Below are 17,889 nucleotides of genomic sequence, written 5' to 3'. Positions count from 1 at the left end.
AAATAACAATAAACAAAATGCAAAACAAAGGAATTGTAATTGTAATAGCTGTCTTATTGACGCTTGCAAGCATCTTCTATTTGTCTTTCTCGGCAGCTACATACTATTATGACAGTCAGGCTGAAAAGCTTAAGGATCCCGTTGCACAGCAGGATTATAAGGATGCTGTGAAGTATTTAGGCATCTATTCTTATCAAAAGTGTTTGGAGACTCAGATAGGACTCGGCCTTGACTTAAAAGGTGGTATGAACGTTATTCTCGAGATTTCTGTTCCCGATGTTATAGAAATGTTGGCAGATCATAAAACCGATGCCGCCTTTGTGAAGTCGATGAAAGAGGCACGGGCAGAGGAAGAGACAAGTCAGAAAGATTTTATTACCTTGTTTGTCAATGCTTATCACAAGAATGCCCCCGGCCATCGTTTGGCAGAAATATTCGCTACACAACAATTGCAAGGCAAGGTCAGTCCGCAAAGTACCGACTCGGAAGTGGAGAAGGTATTGCGTTCAGAGGTGCAAGGAGCTATCGATAACTCGTTCAATGTGGTGCGTACGCGTATAGACCAGTTCGGAGTTGTTCAGCCTAACATTCAGAAACTCGAAGGGCAGCAGGGGCGTATCATGGTAGAAATGCCGGGTATTCGCGAACCTGAACGTATGCGTAAACTTTTGCAGGGTAGTGCCAATCTTGAGTTTTGGGAAACATATAATGCAGAAGAAGTAATTCCTTATTTGCAACAACTCGATACCCGTTTGGCCGCAGGTGAGACAGAAACCGATACTACTGCTGCCAAATCTGCTGCCGATAAAGTGCAGACAACGCAGGCAAAAGCGGCAACTACTACTAAGGCACAGCCGAAATTCAAGCTGCAGAGCGATGATGACAAAACCGCAGATATAAAGGAAAATTCTGCAGCACAGACTGCCGTGCTTAAAAAGCAGCATCCATTACTTTCGATACTTCAGCCGACCGGTGCCGGCAGTTTGAGTGTTGTGGGGTATGCAAACGTAAGAGATACAGCAGAAGTGAACAAATTAATTCACTCGGCTGTGGCAAAGCAGATACTTCCCCCAGATTTGAAACTGTTGTGGAGTGCTAAGCAAGCAGACGGAATTAAGGCTAAGAATTTCTTCGAACTGCATGCCTTGAAAGTAACGACAAATACGGGACGCGCACCATTGGAGGGGGATGTGGTAACCGATGCTAAGGATCAATTTAACCATCTTACGGGTTCGCCCGAAGTAAGCATGACGATGAATTCCGATGGTGCACGTCGTTGGGCCGCCTTAACCAAAGCAAATATAGGCAAGGCCATAGCCATTGTTCTTGATGGAGTGGTTTACTCGGCTCCTCGCGTGAACGGAGAAATCAGCGGAGGAGAGTCTGCAATTACCGGTCATTTTACAATTGAAGATACTAAAGACTTGGCCAATACGCTGAAGTCGGGCCGTATGCCGGCGCCAGCCCGCATTGTACAAGAGGAAGTCGTAGGACCTACCCTCGGTGCGCAGTCTATCCAGCAGGGCGTTATCTCATTCATCATCGCCTTTATTCTGTTGATGATCTACATGGTAATGATGTATGATTTCATACCGGGCATGATAGCTAATGGTGCCTTGCTTATCAACTTATTCTTTACATTAGGCATTCTTACGTCGTTCCAAGCGGCGCTTACCATGTCGGGTATTGCAGGTATGGTGCTCTCTTTAGGTACTGCCGTCGATGCGAATGTGCTTATTTATGAGCGAACCAAAGAGGAACTCCGAACCGGAAAGGGACTTCGACAGGCAATGGCCGCTGGTTATGGCAATGCTTTCAGTGCCATTCTCGACTCTAATGTTACTTCACTTCTTACAGGTATCATTCTTTATGTATTCGGTACCGGGCCCATCCGCGGCTTTGCCACCACTTGGATGATCGGTATTGTATGTTCGTTCTTCAGTGCCGTATATCTGACACGTCTTGTTTATGAGCACCAGTTAAAGAAAGACAGGTGGATGAATCTCAACTTTACAACGCGCTTTTCGAGAAATTTGATGCAAGATAAAGCATATCGGTTCATGGCTATGTATAAGAAGACCTTTGCATTTGCCGTTGTTGCTGTTATTGTCTTCATCGGAAGTTTCATTGTTCGCGGACTTGCACAAAGTATCGATTTCACCGGTGGACGCAATTATGTAGTACAGTTTGAGAAACCGGTAGAACCCGAGGAAGTTAGGACTGTTTTGGCTAAGGCTTTCCCAGAAAGTACCACGGGAGCCCTTGCGTTGGGTACAGACAATAAAACCATTCGTATTTCTACCAACTACAAGATAGAGAGCAACAGTCCTACGATAGACGATGAAGTAGAAACCAAGCTCTATAATGCATTGAAAGCCGATGGATTAGTATCACAAAAGAACGTGCAAGACTTTAAGAATCCCGACATTCGACAGGGCGGTTCCATTATCAGCAGTACAAAAGTAGGCCCCTCGGTTGCCAAGGATATCACCAACGGAGCGATTGTCAGTGTGATTATAGCACTTGTTGCCATCTTCTTGTATATCCTTATTCGTTTCCGCAATGTGGCATTCTCCGTAGGTTCTACTATTGCCTTAGCCTTGGATGCCCTTACTGTTATTGGTTTGTTCTCGCTGTTGCAAGGCTTTGTGCCGTTCAGTCTCGAGATCGATCAGACCTTTATAGGTGCCATACTTACCGTGATCGGTTACTCTATCAACGACAAAGTGGTGGTGTTCGACCGTATTCGAGAGAACCTGCGTCTGCATCCTAAGCAGGATATACAGACACTCTTCAACGATAGTATCAACCAAACATTATCGCGTACCATCAATACATCGTTCTCAACTTTGATAGTATTGCTTTGCATATTATTCCTTGGCGGTAAGAGTATTCAGCCGTTCGCATTTGCCATGACGATGGGTGTTATCTTCGGAACGCTGTCATCTATCTTTATTGCATCGCCGATCGCTTACCTCGTGATGGGTAGAAAAATTAAGGAAGATGTTCATGCTGAAGTTGAAACAGTGAAAGCATAACGGCAAAATAGTTATTATACATTATTATAATATGGGTTGCATCCATGTCGTGGGTGCAACCCATATTTTTTATATTCCGCTTTTTCGTCATTTCCGGAAGTCCGTTCTATCGTTTATTTCTCTTTATTTTTCGGTTTATAGGCATATTATCTAACGCAGACATACTTTATATTTGTTGCGCATATGTATATTATATAATGAGGATGTATGGAATGTGTATCCATAGAGAAATATGTAATTCTATTAGCAACATAGTGCTAATAATTCTTAAATAATATACGCTTTATGCAGGGAAAGCATAGGAATATACTCTATTAATAATAGAACGCATGAAAATAGAAAAACAATTAATAGGTTCCATTCTGCCTTGATAAGCAACCGGAAATATTGGAATCTTTAAAACACAGAATATTATTATGAAACGGAAAGGGGTATTTTTGTTGGTTAACTTACTGGTGTTAACAATGGGATTTGTAGGATGCAGCAACGATAATGAGAAAACAAAAGACGATGCACCACTCACTTTAAGGAACTTTGTTCATACGGGCTGCAAGGATAAAGCGACTTCTGCTAAGGCTGTATCCGCCGGTTTCCCGCAGTTGGATGGCTATGAGGAAAGTGTAGAGTACAGTTGTAAAAGCAGCGGACGGCTTTACATCAGGCACGTGAATGCCGTTTTTAACTGCTGTGCAGAGGAGCTTAGGGCAAATGCATCATTGACAGACAATCGTATTATCATTACAGAAAGCGAGAAAAGCAGTGCATGCGACTGCATCTGTCCTTACGATTTGTCGTTCGAAGTAGGTCCTTTAACGGATGGGAAATATACGGTCGTTATCAACAGAGATACCCAAGAATACACCACATTCGTTATAGATTTCGATAAAAACCTTTCGGGGAGATTTGTTATTTCAAAAGAAAAATAGCCGTAAGTTTTTGGTATTTCCGGCTTTTCATTTAGGCATTAACGTTCACGATCGACTTGCGGGAACTATCCAATATGTATTCTATTGATTTCGAATGCCTCACCCAGTGATATCGTTGCGTATATGTTCATAAAACTGTTCGATGATATTGAGCATATCATCGGGCAGATAACCGTAAGTCTTTTCTATGAATGTCTCGGGTATTTCGTAATAGGCTTCGGCAATACTGCCACAGATGGCGGCCTTAGTGTCCGTGTCTCCTTTAGCCATGACGGCTATACGTATGGCATCTTCGAAGCTCTCGCTCTCGAGAAAGCACCGTATCGCCCACGGTACCGTCTCCATGCACGTACTGTCGAAATGCCCTTCTTCACCAATTTTATAAATATCTTGTAACGACGGAATGTCGTACCCGAAGCTACGTTTGACTGTATTTTCCACCTCATCTTTAGTAATTCGGCACGTTCTTAGCCAGTAAATAAGCGTCGCTACGCACTGTGCACCTTTGATACCTTCACGATGACAGTGACTTACTTCGGCACTCTTTTTGGCTTCCTCCATCACTTCGTGATAGTCATTGAATATCCATCCCACCGCACTTACGCGCATGGCGGAGCCGTTTCCATAGGAACTTTGCGGCAAAGGATTATCGGATAACAGCCATTTCTCGAACATTCCGCCGTAACCTCCCTTAGGCCGAGGATAACGATGGCACCAGTCTAAGAGCGCCTCTTGGTAGTTTCGTTTATTGAGAATGGCATCTGCAATGGCGATAGTACAGATTGTATCGTCGGTATAATCATCCGACGTCGTAAATAACTGGAACCCCTCTTGCGGTGTTTCGTCGAATTCGAAACGTGAACCGATAATATCTCCGATGATTGCTCCAAGCATATTTTTCCGGTACTTTGGTATTGTGTACTCCCACCGAGAATCGAACTCGGATCAAAGGTTTAGGAAACCTCCGTTCTATCCATTTAACTATGGGAGCCCGTTTAATAGTGATGTCTGCCGAAGAGCATGCCGAAACTTGTTTCGCATTGCCCCTGTGCCGCCTATCTTATGCAAAGATAGTGCAAATCGAACGCAATCAAACTTGTTTGAGATTGCTGAGATGCCGCCTATCTTATGCAAAGATACAAGAATTTATACATATCTCAAAATAAAACATGGGTTTATTTTGTTTGGCTTATACATAATGTGCAATGTACATGGGAGCATGGTATAACAGAGATGAAATATAGGTCTGTCGTACTTAAAGATATGGTTTGATGTCGTCGTCTGCCTTGTTTTGTCATGGAAGAAATATAGGAAATTTGGTGTTTTTCTTGTTTCTCGGCTGAAAACATAGTCGGAATAATAAGTGTAAAATGGTAATATGAAACCAAAATAGCAAAATTGAACCGCGGGAATAACGTATAGGCAAAATTGGTTCAATATTTGTATTCAATAAGTTTGAATTTGTTATTCCTTTGGTAAATGAGGGCTTAACTTTGCAAACGCATAAGAGAAACCCGACCAACACACGAAGAATATAGTTGACATCGATGCAACTGCAAGGTAGTAAATAGTAAGAGTAATCTTGCCTATTCTATAAAAGAAAGAAGTTGATTGGATGATTTAAACTTAGACTAAATAATTTTAAAGTAATATAAGTGGTTTTATAAGAGGTCGTGCCCGTGACCGGTACGGCCTCTTTTCAAAGCATCAGGCAGGCTTTGCATTCTCGTTTATGCTATATGATAAGTAGTGTTGTGAAGGTTCCGACAAAGAATTGTTCATTATTGAAAAACGAAATACTCTAATTATTTATGAGAGTCATAACCAGAATGTTATTGCTTGCTTCCGTGATCATGGTATCGGAAACCGGAACGGCAGCAGATTTTAAGTCGCACATCAGTTTGAAACAACCCGGAAATGCAGCGAAGACGTATCAGCTAACAGAGCAAAACGGTATGCTTACAACTCCTTCCGCCTTGCCTATATCTATCAAAAAAGAAGTGAATATGCAGGGAACAGACGAGGTGCTTACAATAAAGATCAACACAAAACACAAAGTATATATTAATTTCGGTGCCGAATTGAGTACCGATTTCGCTACGGACGACTGCGAGTTTTATATGCCGGGTTTCTGGTATCATAAGAACTTGCGGTCGCCGAAAGAAGCCCCTTCTTTTCATACATCCAAGAGCTGGAATTTCCGTGAAGACCGCCTGTCGTCGCCACTTGTAGGCGTTTACGATGCCAAAACGGGTAACGGAGTTACCGTGTTGCGCCATGTAGACGAGCCGGCCGAGGCACTTGTCGCCGCTATGGAGGGCGAAGTCATCCTGTCGGGCAGCACTTCGTTAGGCTATTTAGGGTTCGATAACGAAAGCGGAACGGCAAAGCTCACCTTCGGTTATCCCTATGTAGAGTCGCCAAAACGCTATATACGTAAACTTACCCTTGCTCCTTCCGTTACTTCTTTTATCAAGTTAGAGCCCGGAGAAACCAAGGTGTTGACGTGGCGCATACATCATACCGCGGCCAAAGATTTCGGTCAGTTCGTTTCCGATACATGGGAATATTGCTTCGATCGGCTAAATCCTACCCCTGTGAAAGCGCTCTATACAGCCGAGCAGATGAAAGCACAGCTCACGAACTACTTTCGCAAGTCGTTCGTAGACAAGTACCAACTGAAATACAATTCGGGTATGACTATCCCGATAGACGACTGTAAGCCTTCTGCAGAGGTACAGATAGGTTTTTGCGGGCGCGTGTTGCTCAACGCATTCAATGAGATCGAGTACGGCGAAGCACACAAACAGCAAGACCTTGTTCGCATGGGAACCGAGATATTCGATAGCTTTTTGGCGAACGGATTTACTCCGCGTGGCTATTTCCACGACTTCGTGAACTTTAAAATCGGCATGCCCAAGGACGGTGTACATTCCATCCGTCAGCAGTCGGAAGCCATCTACGCCGTACTCCACTACCTGAAGTACGAACGAGACAGGGGACGTATGCACAGAGAATGGGAAAAGAAAATGCGCTACTTGCTTGATAATCTGATAACATTGCAGAAGGCCGACGGCCATTTCGCCCGCAAATTCAACGACGACGGCAGCGATGTAGATGCCTCGGGAGGCAGCACTCCTTCGGCTACATCTACACTCGTGATGGGCTATAAATACTTCGGAGACAAAAAATACCTGAAGTCTGCCAAGGCCACAGTAGACTATTTGGAGAAGAATATCATATCTAAAAGCGACTATTTCTCATCGACTCTCGATGCTAACTGCGAGGATAAAGAGGCCGCCATTGCAGCCGTAACGTCTACATACTATCTGGCCATGGTTACTAAAGGGGCCGAACGGCAGCACTATATCGAACTGTGTAAGCAGGCTGCATATTTTGCCTTGTCGTGGTATTACCTGTGGGATGTGCCGTTTGCTCAAGGACAAATGCTTGGCGACCTCGGTTTCCACAGCCGCGGATGGGGCAATGTATCGGTAGAAAACAACCATATCGACGTGTTCGTCTTCGAACTTCCGCACATTTTGAAGTGGCTCTCGACGGCGGTAAACGAACCTCGTTTCGCCCGCATGTACGATGTTATCTACTCGTCGCTCAACCAGTTGTTACCTGTAGAGGGGCACCTCTGCGGCATCGGGGTGCCCGGATTTTATCCCGAGGTGGTGCAACATACCACGTGGGATTATGGACATAACGGCAAAGGGTTTTACAACGACATCTTCGCACCGGGCTGGACAATCGCCTCGTTATGGGAACTTTATTCGCCCGAACGTACAAACAATTTCTTAAAGTAGTAGAAAATAAAACCGATGCAGAAGCACTGTATATGCGGTGTTTCTGCTTTTTGTTTTTGCTTTTTTACGGCTTTTACTCGTTAAAACATGCCGTATAATTGCGATATACATACCATGTAAGTTCAACATACGTTATAAACAGCTTTGCAAACAGCCGTGTTTACGAGAAGATTTTGATTACTCTTGCGGTTTTCTCCCGATAAATGATTAACTTTGGCTCTTAATAATAGCATGCAAACCTTCATGAAACTTTTCAGACCGGTCGTCTATATTTTGTTGCTGTTGCTTATGCCTGTCGCCGCCGGAGCCAACTATATGTTCAAGCATATAGGGGTTCAACAAGGCTTGTCGCAGAGTACCGTCTACGCTATTCTGCAAGACCGTACGGGCTTCATATGGTTCGGAACGAAAGCAGGGCTCAACCGTTTCGACGGTACAACCATCAAGGTGTACCATCGCCAGAACGATGCGCACAGTTTAGGCAGCGAGGTAATCAATGTTTTGTTTGAAGACAAGCGCGGACATATATGGGTGGGAACCGACGAAGGCGTTTATATTTACACGCCCGAGACCGATGCCTTTGCCCGCTTTTCTGTGCGTACAGCCAATAGAGCCACGGTAAAGAATAATGTTACCCAGATCTGTGGCAGAGGTAATAAAGTATATATAGCTGCCAATGAACAGGGCCTTTTCTGTTATGATCTCGATACCGAGCAACTGCACAATTATCGTTTAGCCGGTCATCCCAATATATCCGGCATGGGTTTCGATGCCAAAGGCAATATGTGGATAGGCTTTTTCGGAGGCGGACTTTATTATTCTTCCAACGACAGAGGGCGCATGCTTCATGCTTTTAAGGATGCTTCGGGCGAGGAATATTTTCGGGGCGACATCGTATCGAGTACTGTTCCCGTCGGTTCCCATACGCTGATGGTGGGCTCGGATCGTCATGGTTTGTGTGCTATCGATATGCGCAATCGCGGCGTGAAGTCCATCGTATCGAGGGAAAACGGGAAGAATGTCTTCGTTCGCAACCTGATACGAAACGGCAACGAGATATGGGCTGCCACGGAGATGGGACTCTATGTGTACGATATCGTGCACGGAAACATACAGCATTTCGGGTATGAACCATCGAATCCCTATTCGCTTTCCGATAATCCTCTGTACGGATTGTGCCGCGACAGAGAGGGGGGAATGTGGGCAGGCTCTTATTTCGGCGGCGTAAACCATATGCCCAAACAGTATCCGGTGTTCGATAAATTTATTCCGCAGATAGGTAATGCCCATGCTATTCATGGCAGGCATGTGCGCGAGATGCGGCAAGACGGCAACGGAAATATATGGATTGGTTCCGAAGACGGGGGGCTCAACTGCTTCAATCCGCGTACGGGAATATTCTCGTTCGTAACAGAGAGTGCCGCTTTCCCGAATATTCACGGCCTTTGTGTGGATGGCAAAAACCTGTGGGTAGGCACGTTTTCTTATGGTTTGAAGCTCATCGATATCGATAACCGTCGTGTTATAAAATCGTTTGCTGTCGACGGTAAGGCCGGTTCGTTGCGCGATAACACCGTGTTTGCCATCTGTCTGTCGCGCCGAAACGACCTGTGGCTCGGCACAATCCGCGGTCTGTGTCGTTACAATCGGGAGCGCGGAACGTTCGAATATGCCAAAGGCGTGCCCTTTATACTCATCAACGATGTGTACGAAGATGTCCGCGGAAATCTGTGGGTGGGTACGCAAACCGACGGCGTATATTGCTTGCAGGCAGCGAATGGCAAGTGGAAACACTACACGCATGCGACAAGCAAGAGCGGTCTTTCGTCGGATAAAATCATCAGTATATTCGAAGATAGCGGCGGACAGCTATGGGTTACCACTCAAGGAGCAGGTGTTTGTCGGTACGATAGCCGCCGAGATGCATTCGAAGTAGTGCCAATTCCGCAATATACACCTGCACAAACGGTCTTTCAGATCGTAGAAGATAATGAAGGACTCTTTTGGCTTTCTACCTATAATGGTATCATCAGTTACAATCCCGATAATAAAGAATCTAAAATATATGCTACGGCCAACGGTCTTTTGGATAATCAATTCAATTACAAATCATCGTTGGTAGATGCCGAAGGACGTATCTATTTCGGCAGTCTGAACGGTCTTATCCGTTTTTCTCCGCGTATGTTGAAAGGGCAAGCCAAGGTACCTAAGATTGTTGCCACCGAGCTGCGTATCGGCAATTCGGTGATAGACAACTTCTCACCCAACACTCCGTTGACCGCAAGCATTACGTTTACCAAAGAACTTATCTTGGCCCACGACCAGAATTCGTTTTCGGTACGCGTGGTAGCCCTGTCGTTTGCCACTCCTCAGTTGAACCAAATGGAGTACAAACTCGATGGTTACGACCGCGAATGGCAGCGGATGAGAACCGATAACTATATAGCCTATACCAATTTGCCTGCGGGCGATTACAGGTTACTTGTGCGTGTGAAAGGCGATAACGGCGTATGGTCGCACAAGATTTACCAATTGTCGATCACCGTAAAGCAACCGCTTTGGCTGTCTGCATGGGCAAAACTTTTCTATACGATCTTTATTCTTCTGATCGTATGGTGGGTGTACAGAAACATTGAATTGCGTTCCAAGCGCCGGCATACGCGTGCTCTCGAACTGTTGGAACACGAGAAGGAGCAGGAAATGTATCAGAGCAAGATACATTTCTTTACCAATGTAGCGCACGAAATTCGCACTCCGTTAACCTTAATCAAGGGACCTCTCGAGAATATATTGCAGGGAAAGAAGGTGGAAAATAAAGAAGTACAAGATGATTTGAATATCATGTACAAGAATACGAACCGTCTCAACGACCTCATCAACCAACTTCTTGATTTCAGAAAGACCGAAAGCAGCGGGCTTAGAATGAACTTCGAATACTGCAATATCGGCAAGATAGTGACGGAAGTTTACGACCGTTTCCGCCCTCTGATGCGCGAAAAAGGTATCAATGCTACGCTTAGTCTGCCCGCAGAGGCCGTGCATGCGTATGTCGACCACGAGGCCTTTACCAAGATAGTGAGCAATTTGATGAACAATGCCGTGAAGTATTGTGCCTCGAGAGTATCGGTAATGTTGTCGAAACATGAAGAGGAATTCGTGTTGACTGTTATGAACGACGGCAGTATAATTCCATCTACTATGCGTGAAAAGATATTCATGCCCTTTTTCCGCATGGATACAGCGGTGAAATCTTCTACTACCGGCACCGGTATAGGGCTTGCTATCGCGCGGTCTCTGACCGAATTGCACGGCGGACATATAGAGATGGACGACAGCAAAGACATGAATATCTTCCGATTGACGCTGCCCGTGAATCAGGAAGACACCATCCGCCTTGCCGATAATGACGGCATCGACCATTCGCAGACTGCCTCTGCAGATACTCCGGAAAGCAGCTTTACCCACGATTATACGTTGCTTGTGGTGGAAGACAACGTACAGATGCTGGAGTATCAGAAGGCAAAATTGCAGACTGAATATAACGTGTTGACAGCTTCTGATGGCGAAGAAGCGCTGCAAGTTCTTGCCCGTCACACTGTTAATGCTATCGTTACTGATGTAATGATGGAGCCTATGAATGGCTTTGAGCTGTGCCGTAGTGTAAAACATAATGTGGAATACAGCCACATTCCCGTAATCCTGCTTACGGCAGTTACCATGGAAGCCGCCAAAATAGAAGGCATGGAGAGCGGTGCCGATGCCTATATAGTGAAGCCGTTCCGTATGGATTACCTGCTCAGTACTATCAAAAACCTGCTCATTACGCGCGAAAATATCAAGAAAGCTTATTCGGATTCGCCTTTTGTATCGTCCAACAGTGTGTCGATAAGCAAAGCTGATGCGGAGTTCCTTGCACGGTTGGAGCGGGTTATGAATAGCAACATTTCGAACAGTGAGTTCAATGTAGACCGCATGGCTGCCGATATGAACATGAGTAGAACCAGCTTGAACCGTAAGATCAGGGGTACTCTCGACGTGTCGCCCAACGACTATATTAAGATCGAACGCCTCAAACGTGCCGCACAACTGCTTAAAGAAGGCAAGACAAAGATCAATGAAGTGTGCTACAGAGTGGGCTTCAGTACGCCTTCTTACTTCACCAAGTGCTTTTATAAGCAATTCGGAATGCTTCCGAAAGAGTTTCTTGTGCAACAGAAAGATGAACAGAAAGAGGCCTGAAAATATTATGTGCGATTTTATAATCAATATTAAAACTAACTTAGCATGAAAGAATTTAAAGCTATTGCCATTGCTGCGATGTTAACAGTTGCGGCTCCTGCTGCGGTTGCAGTTGCCGATTGCGACGACATTTATCGCAATCCGGTTATTCCGAATAGCGCTCCTGATCCTACTGTTATCCGCGCGAAAGACGGATATTTTTATCTTTATGCCACGGAAGATGTTCGCAACGTGCCTATTTACAGGTCGAAAGATTTGGTAGAATGGGTGTTTTTAGGTACGGCATTTACCGATGATAGCCGTCCTAAATGGAATTCTAAGGGCGGTATATGGGCGCCCGACATCAATTACATTAACGGAAAATACGTGCTATATTACTCTAAATCGGAGTGGGGAGGTATATTAACCTGCGGTATAGGCGTAGCCACGGCCGAACGTCCGGAAGGTCCGTTTACCGATCACGGTAGTCTTTTCATCAGTAAAGAGATAGGCGTAGTGAACAGTATCGACCAGTTTTACATCGAAGACGAAGGACATAAGTACCTTTTCTGGGGCAGTTTCTGCGGTATATACGGCATTGAACTGAGTGCCGATGGACTGTCTGTAATGCCCGGAGCCAAGCCCCGTCAGGTTGCGGGCACGTTTATGGAAGGCACATACATACATAAGCATGACGGTTATTATTATCTCTTCGGTTCACAGGGCACCTGTTGCGAGGGCAACCGCAGTACCTATCGCATTACTTACGGGCGTTCCAAAAGCCTCTTCGGGCCGTATGTAGACAAGGAAGGGCGCCCGCTTCTCGAAAATAATTACGATGTGTTGATCCACGGCGACGAACGTGTGGCAGGCACAGGGCATAATGCCGAGTTCGTTACAGACGATAACGACAACGATTGGATACTGTATCATGGCTTCAAACGCAGTGATGCCGGTGCCGGTAGATTGGTGTGGCTCGACCGCGTAGAGTGGATAGACGGATGGCCTCATGTGGCTGGCAATCACCCTTCGGAGGCATCGGAAAAGCCCGTATTCAATACCATCAGCCTTGCCGATCCTACTATCTTTTTCGACAACGGTACGTATTATCTTTACGGAACCTCGTTGGCCGACGGCTTCAAAGTGTACACCTCGAAAGATCTGAAGACGTGGGAAGGCCCTGCAGGAGTATCCGACGGGCTGGCTCTGAAGCGCGGCGATGCTTTCGGCACGCAGGGTTTTTGGGCGCCACAGGTATTCAAACGCGGAGGTACCTATTATATGTATTATACTGCCAACGAGCATCTGGCTGTGGCAGAGGCACAGAGTCCTCTCGGTCCGTTCCGCCAGAAAAAGCTCTCGATGGTGCCTGCAAAAGTGAAAGAGATTGATCCTTTCGTGTTTTTCGATACCGATGGAAAAGCGTATCTCTACCATGTAAGGCTCATGGACGGCAATCGTATCTATGTAGCTGAGCTTAATAAAGACCTTAAAAGCATGAAAGAAAATACCGCCCGCGAGTGTATATCGGCAGAAAAGGGATGGGAAGATACCGCCGATGCTGCATGGAAGGTGTGCGAAGGGCCCACGGTAGTGAAGATAGACAGTACATATTATCTGTTTTACTCGTGCAATGATTTCCGCAATAAAGACTATGCAGTGGGCTATGCCACGGCGAAATCGCCTCTCGGACCGTGGGTAAAGCATAAAAATCCTATCATCTCACGGCAGTTGATCGGTGCAAACGGTACCGGTCACGGCGAGCTTTTCAAAGATAACGACGGCGATTGGGCATATGTATTCCATACGCATAGGAGCAATGATAGGGTGGTTCCGCGCAAGGCGGCCATCGTTAAATTGCGCCTTGGCAAGCGTGGTTTCGAGCTCGTGGAAGGCTCTTTCCGTTATCTCAGCAAGTAATTAAGAGCGTTATTCCCCCGTTCTGTCTGTTCCGCAGAACGGGGGAATGCCTGCTTTTCCACTCTTATATGAGAGGCATATATTGTCATGCCTTCCAATTCTTCTTATGTCTTTTTGGAATACGCAATATATTTAATGCTCCTACATGGTATGCCTGTCGGCGATAGAGTGCCCGCCTGTCGGTGTTTGACTAATACATCAGTTTTATTATAATCTAAAATAAAGATAGTTTTCCGTTCTTATTATCCCTCTTTGTATTTTAGAATAGGCCGAGAATTTTCATTGTCTTTTTTTCATAGTTAGCAGACGGGATTATAATATTTTTTAGTAAATTTGCATACGATTTTACCATTTACCCCAAACAAACCATAAAAGTGCATATAGCAATAGCAGGAAATATCGGCAGCGGAAAGACCACATTGACCACGATGTTAGCCAAATATTACGGGTGGATACCCAGATTTGAGCCGGTAGATGTCAATCCGTACCTGTCAGATTATTATAAAGACATTTCCAGATGGTCGTTCAATATGGAGATTTACTTCCTTAAACAGCGCTTCAACGACCTGATAGAGATTTCACATTCTACGGATACTGTTATTCAAGACCGTTCCATCTTCGAGGGGGTATATGTTTTTACAGCCACGAATAAGGCGATGGGCAACCTTTCTGATCGCGATTATCAAACTTATATGGACTTGTTCGACTCGATGATGATGATTGTCAACCTGCCCGACTTGATGATCTATCTTCGTGCTTCGGTGCCTACGTTGGTAGCTAATATACAAAAACGGGGGCGCGATTACGAACAGGAAATGAAGTTGGAGTATCTGGAAAATCTTAACAAACGCTACGAAGATTTTATCTTCGATAAATATAAAGGGCGCCTTCTGGTAATCGATGTAGACGATATTGATTTTCAGCATAACCGGCAGGAGTTCGCAGGAATAGTCGATAAGATAGATGCCGAACTTTTTGGATTGTTCTCGCATGAAGCCGGCAGGTAGCGGCCGGGTGTCGCAGAGAGTGCAATAAATAGATAACAATGTGCTGTGTACATATATAATAAGGTATGCATGGCCGGTTGTAATCCCACAATTTGTAATTAAATCATCATATTATGCATATAGCAATAGCAGGAAATATCGGCAGTGGAAAGACCACTCTTACCAAGATGCTCGCCAAACGTTATGGTTGGAACCCACGGTTTGAGCCGGTAGACAATAATCCTTATTTGGACGACTTTTATGCCGACATGAAACGATGGGCATTCAATCTGCAGGTTTACTTCCTGAGTAAGCGCTTTAAAGAGGTAGTGGAGATATCACAGAGTAACGAGGCAATTATTCAAGATCGCACCATTTTCGAAGACGCACGTATTTTTGCGCCCAATTTGCATGAGATGGGAATGATGAGCGATCGTGACTTTGACAATTATTCACATCTGTTTGATTTGATGATGTCGTTAGTTCGACTGCCGGATTTGATGATCTATATCCGTTCTGCTATCCCCAACTTGGTGTCGCATATACAGAAACGAGGGCGCGATTTCGAGAAGTCGATACGCATAGATTACCTAAATGGTTTGAATAAGCGTTACGAGGACTGGATAGAAACGTATAAAGGAAACCTGATTATCGTAGAAGGTGATGTGATGAACTTTGAGGAGAGTCCGCACGATTTCCAAAAGATAACCGATATGATCGATGCAAAACTCTACGGTTTATTCCCTATGAATGAAGATAAATAACGGTTTCTCAGGGGCGTGGCGTGCATATTCGTTTGGTTTGAATGATAGACTGTGCCTTTTAATAAATATAGTTTGAGCCTTGATGTTTGTCAATAAAAAGTTGTAATTTTGCATCTGAAATTTATTTATGTATCGATAAATGGAACAGAAGAACTTTAAGCGTACGACCGTAACTGCAGCATTGCCTTATGCCAATGGCGGTGTACATATAGGGCATCTTGCCGGTGTGTATGTGCCGGCCGATATCTATGTGCGTTATCTCCGGCTGAAAAAACAGGATGTAATCTTCATCGGAGGCTCCGATGAGCATGGTGTACCCATCATGATACGTGCCCGTAAGGAGGGCATCACGCCGCAGGATGTTGTCGACCGCTATCATTCTTTAATCAAAAAGAGCTTCGAGGATTTCGGTATTTCGTTCGATATTTACAGTCGTACCACTTCTGAAACGCATCACAACCTTGCTTCTGATTTCTTTAGAAAGCTCTACGACAACGGCAAGTTGATAGAAAAAGAAACCGAACAGTACTACGATGAAGAGGCTCATCAGTTTCTTGCCGACCGATATATAGTAGGAGAATGCCCTCATTGTCATAACGACCATGCTTACGGAGACCAATGCGAGCGGTGCGGGAGCGACCTTTCACCGATGGAACTTATCGATCCGCATTCCACAATTAGCGGTTCTAAGCCTATTATCAAGAAAACAAAGAACTGGTATCTCCCGCTGAACGAATATCAAGAATGGCTGAAGCAATGGATTTTGGAAGACCACCAAGAATGGCGATCTAATGTGTACGGGCAGTGTAAAAGTTGGTTAGACATGGATTTGCAGCCCCGTGCAATGACGCGAGACCTCGATTGGGGCATCCCTGTTCCTGTGGATGGGGCCGACGGAAAGGTGCTTTACGTGTGGTTCGATGCGCCGATAGGCTACATATCCAATACGAAAGAACTCTGCGACCGTGAGCCCCAAAAGTGGGGAAAGTGGGAAACGTGGTGGAAAGACGAGGACACTCGGCTCGTTCATTTCATCGGGAAAGACAACATTGTGTTCCATTGTCTGATTTTCCCTGTAATGCTTAAAGCTCATGGGGGGTATATCTTGCCCGATAACGTGCCGGCCAACGAGTTCCTGAACCTCGAAAACGATAAGATTTCTACGTCGCGCAACTGGGCCGTGTGGTTGCATGAATATCTCGCAGACCTACCGGGTAAGCAGGATGTTTTGCGCTATGTGCTCACTGCTAATGCCCCTGAAACGAAAGATAACAACTTTACTTGGAAAGATTTTCAGGAGAGAAACAACAACGAATTGGTAGCTGTATATGGCAATTTCGTTAATCGTGCTTTGCAATTAACCAAGAAATATTTCAACGGTATTGTCCCTGTATGCGGCGAATTGCTTGAGGTTGATCGGCAGGCACTTAGCGAATTTAAAAACGTAAAGCAGGATGTAGAGACTTTGCTCGATGCATTTAAGTTCCGTGATGCGCAGAAAGAGGCGATGAATCTTGCCCGTATCGGTAACAGATACATAACAGAATGCGAGCCTTGGAAGGTATGGAAAACAGATCCGAAGCGTGTGGAAACGATCCTATACATCAGTCTTCAGCTCGTTGCCAACCTCGCCATTGCCTTCGAACCGTTCCTTCCGTTCAGTTCAGAAAAACTGCGTAAGATGATTAACCTTGACCGGTTTGAGTGGAACCAACTTGGAAGTACAGACTTGTTACAGCCCGGTCACGCACTCGCAGAGCCCGAATTGCTCTTCGAAAAGATAGAAGACGAAGTGATAGAACGCCAGCTGCAGAAGCTCGAGGCTACGAAGAAAGCTAACGAAGCAGCCTCTTATAAGGCCAAGGAGATAAAACCGACGATAGCATTCGGCGATTTCGAGAAATTAGATATCCGTGTGGGGCGCATCAAGCATTGCGAACGAGTAAAGAAAGCCAATAAACTACTCAAGTTTACCATTGATGACGGCAGCGGTACCGACCGCATAATCGTGAGCGGAATAGCCAAATTTTACGAGCCGGAAGAACTGATTGGCAAGGATGTTTGTTTCATTGCCAACCTCGCTCCGCGCAAACTGATGGGCATAGAGAGCCAAGGTATGATCCTTTCGGCCGAAAACTTCGATGGCAATTTGAGCGTAACAACCGTTATGCGTGAGGTGAAGCCCGGCAGTCCTGTGTGCTGATGTTCGGTATCTATGGTTATAT

The 17,889-nt window shown here is 45.2% G+C and carries 9 protein-coding genes and 1 tRNA gene; 8 read left to right on the top strand and 2 right to left on the bottom strand.

Translation table 11 applies throughout. From position 1 onward, the window contains the following. The first annotated feature begins 17 nt into the window (after positions 1-17). Together secDF and HMPREF0663_RS04135 are read left to right on the top strand one after the other, a co-directional pair. Positions 18-3,038 (top strand): protein translocase subunit SecDF, encoded by a 3,021-nt coding sequence (gene secDF, locus HMPREF0663_RS04140; RefSeq protein ID WP_004368968.1) that lies wholly within the window; start codon positions 18-20, stop codon positions 3,036-3,038. 416 nt (positions 3,039-3,454) lie between these two features. Continuing rightward, positions 3,455-3,964, top strand: coding sequence for a hypothetical protein (locus tag HMPREF0663_RS04135; RefSeq protein ID WP_004368967.1), 510 nt, complete (start codon positions 3,455-3,457; stop codon positions 3,962-3,964). A gap of 99 nt (positions 3,965-4,063) precedes the next feature. Here the strand turns inward: HMPREF0663_RS04135 and HMPREF0663_RS04130 are convergent, their stop codons facing one another. Continuing rightward, positions 4,064-4,879 (bottom strand): ADP-ribosylglycohydrolase family protein, encoded by an 816-nt coding sequence (locus HMPREF0663_RS04130; protein WP_508601776.1) that lies wholly within the window; start codon positions 4,877-4,879, stop codon positions 4,064-4,066. Positions 4,880-4,883: 4 nt separating this feature from the next. Continuing rightward, positions 4,884-4,955: transfer RNA gene (locus HMPREF0663_RS04125), tRNA-Arg, on the bottom strand. 820 nt (positions 4,956-5,775) lie between these two features. Between HMPREF0663_RS04125 and HMPREF0663_RS04120 the strand changes: the two genes are divergently transcribed. The 6 genes from HMPREF0663_RS04120 to metG all read left to right on the top strand — a co-directional run bounded on the left by HMPREF0663_RS04120 (position 5,776) and on the right by metG (position 17,867). Next, positions 5,776-7,776 (top strand): hypothetical protein, encoded by a 2,001-nt coding sequence (locus HMPREF0663_RS04120; RefSeq protein WP_004368963.1) that lies wholly within the window; start codon positions 5,776-5,778, stop codon positions 7,774-7,776. Positions 7,777-8,007: 231 nt separating this feature from the next. Continuing rightward, complete coding sequence (locus tag HMPREF0663_RS04115; protein WP_004368961.1) at positions 8,008-12,015, top strand: two-component regulator propeller domain-containing protein; 4,008 nt, start codon at positions 8,008-8,010, stop codon at positions 12,013-12,015. Positions 12,016-12,060: 45 nt separating this feature from the next. Next, positions 12,061-13,914, top strand: coding sequence for a family 43 glycosylhydrolase (locus tag HMPREF0663_RS04110; RefSeq protein ID WP_004368960.1), 1,854 nt, complete (start codon positions 12,061-12,063; stop codon positions 13,912-13,914). A 374-nt stretch (positions 13,915-14,288) separates the two neighbouring features. Next, on the top strand, positions 14,289-14,921 hold the full coding sequence (locus tag HMPREF0663_RS04105) for a deoxynucleoside kinase (RefSeq protein WP_004368959.1): 633 nt from the start codon (positions 14,289-14,291) through the stop codon (positions 14,919-14,921). Between the two features lie 113 nt (positions 14,922-15,034). Then, positions 15,035-15,664 carry a deoxynucleoside kinase gene (locus HMPREF0663_RS04100; protein WP_004368958.1) on the top strand — a complete coding sequence of 210 codons (630 nt, stop codon included), beginning with the start codon at positions 15,035-15,037 and terminating at the stop codon, positions 15,662-15,664. A gap of 139 nt (positions 15,665-15,803) precedes the next feature. Next, complete coding sequence (gene metG, locus HMPREF0663_RS04095; RefSeq protein ID WP_004368957.1) at positions 15,804-17,867, top strand: methionine--tRNA ligase; 2,064 nt, start codon at positions 15,804-15,806, stop codon at positions 17,865-17,867. The last annotated feature ends 22 nt before the right edge of the window (positions 17,868-17,889 follow it).

The organism is Hoylesella oralis ATCC 33269, assembly GCF_000185145.2.
Taxonomy (GTDB): domain Bacteria; phylum Bacteroidota; class Bacteroidia; order Bacteroidales; family Bacteroidaceae; genus Prevotella; species Prevotella phocaeensis.
The sequence above is the reverse complement of the archived record's forward strand: the minus strand, read 5'-3'. Positions and strand labels throughout refer to the sequence as shown.

Bases quoted from the DNA above. Each gene is read 5' to 3' on its own strand.
- HMPREF0663_RS04135 (WP_004368967.1), top strand. From the start codon at position 3,455: ATGAAACGGAAAGGGGTATTTTTGTTGGTTAACTTACTGGTGTTAACA.
- HMPREF0663_RS04115 (WP_004368961.1), top strand. From the start codon at position 8,008: ATGCAAACCTTCATGAAACTTTTCAGACCGGTCGTCTATATTTTGTTG.
- HMPREF0663_RS04120 (WP_004368963.1), top strand. From the start codon at position 5,776: ATGAGAGTCATAACCAGAATGTTATTGCTTGCTTCCGTGATCATGGTA.
- secDF (WP_004368968.1), top strand. From the start codon at position 18: ATGCAAAACAAAGGAATTGTAATTGTAATAGCTGTCTTATTGACGCTT.
- metG (WP_004368957.1), top strand. From the start codon at position 15,804: ATGGAACAGAAGAACTTTAAGCGTACGACCGTAACTGCAGCATTGCCT.
- HMPREF0663_RS04110 (WP_004368960.1), top strand. From the start codon at position 12,061: ATGAAAGAATTTAAAGCTATTGCCATTGCTGCGATGTTAACAGTTGCG.
- HMPREF0663_RS04100 (WP_004368958.1), top strand. From the start codon at position 15,035: ATGCATATAGCAATAGCAGGAAATATCGGCAGTGGAAAGACCACTCTT.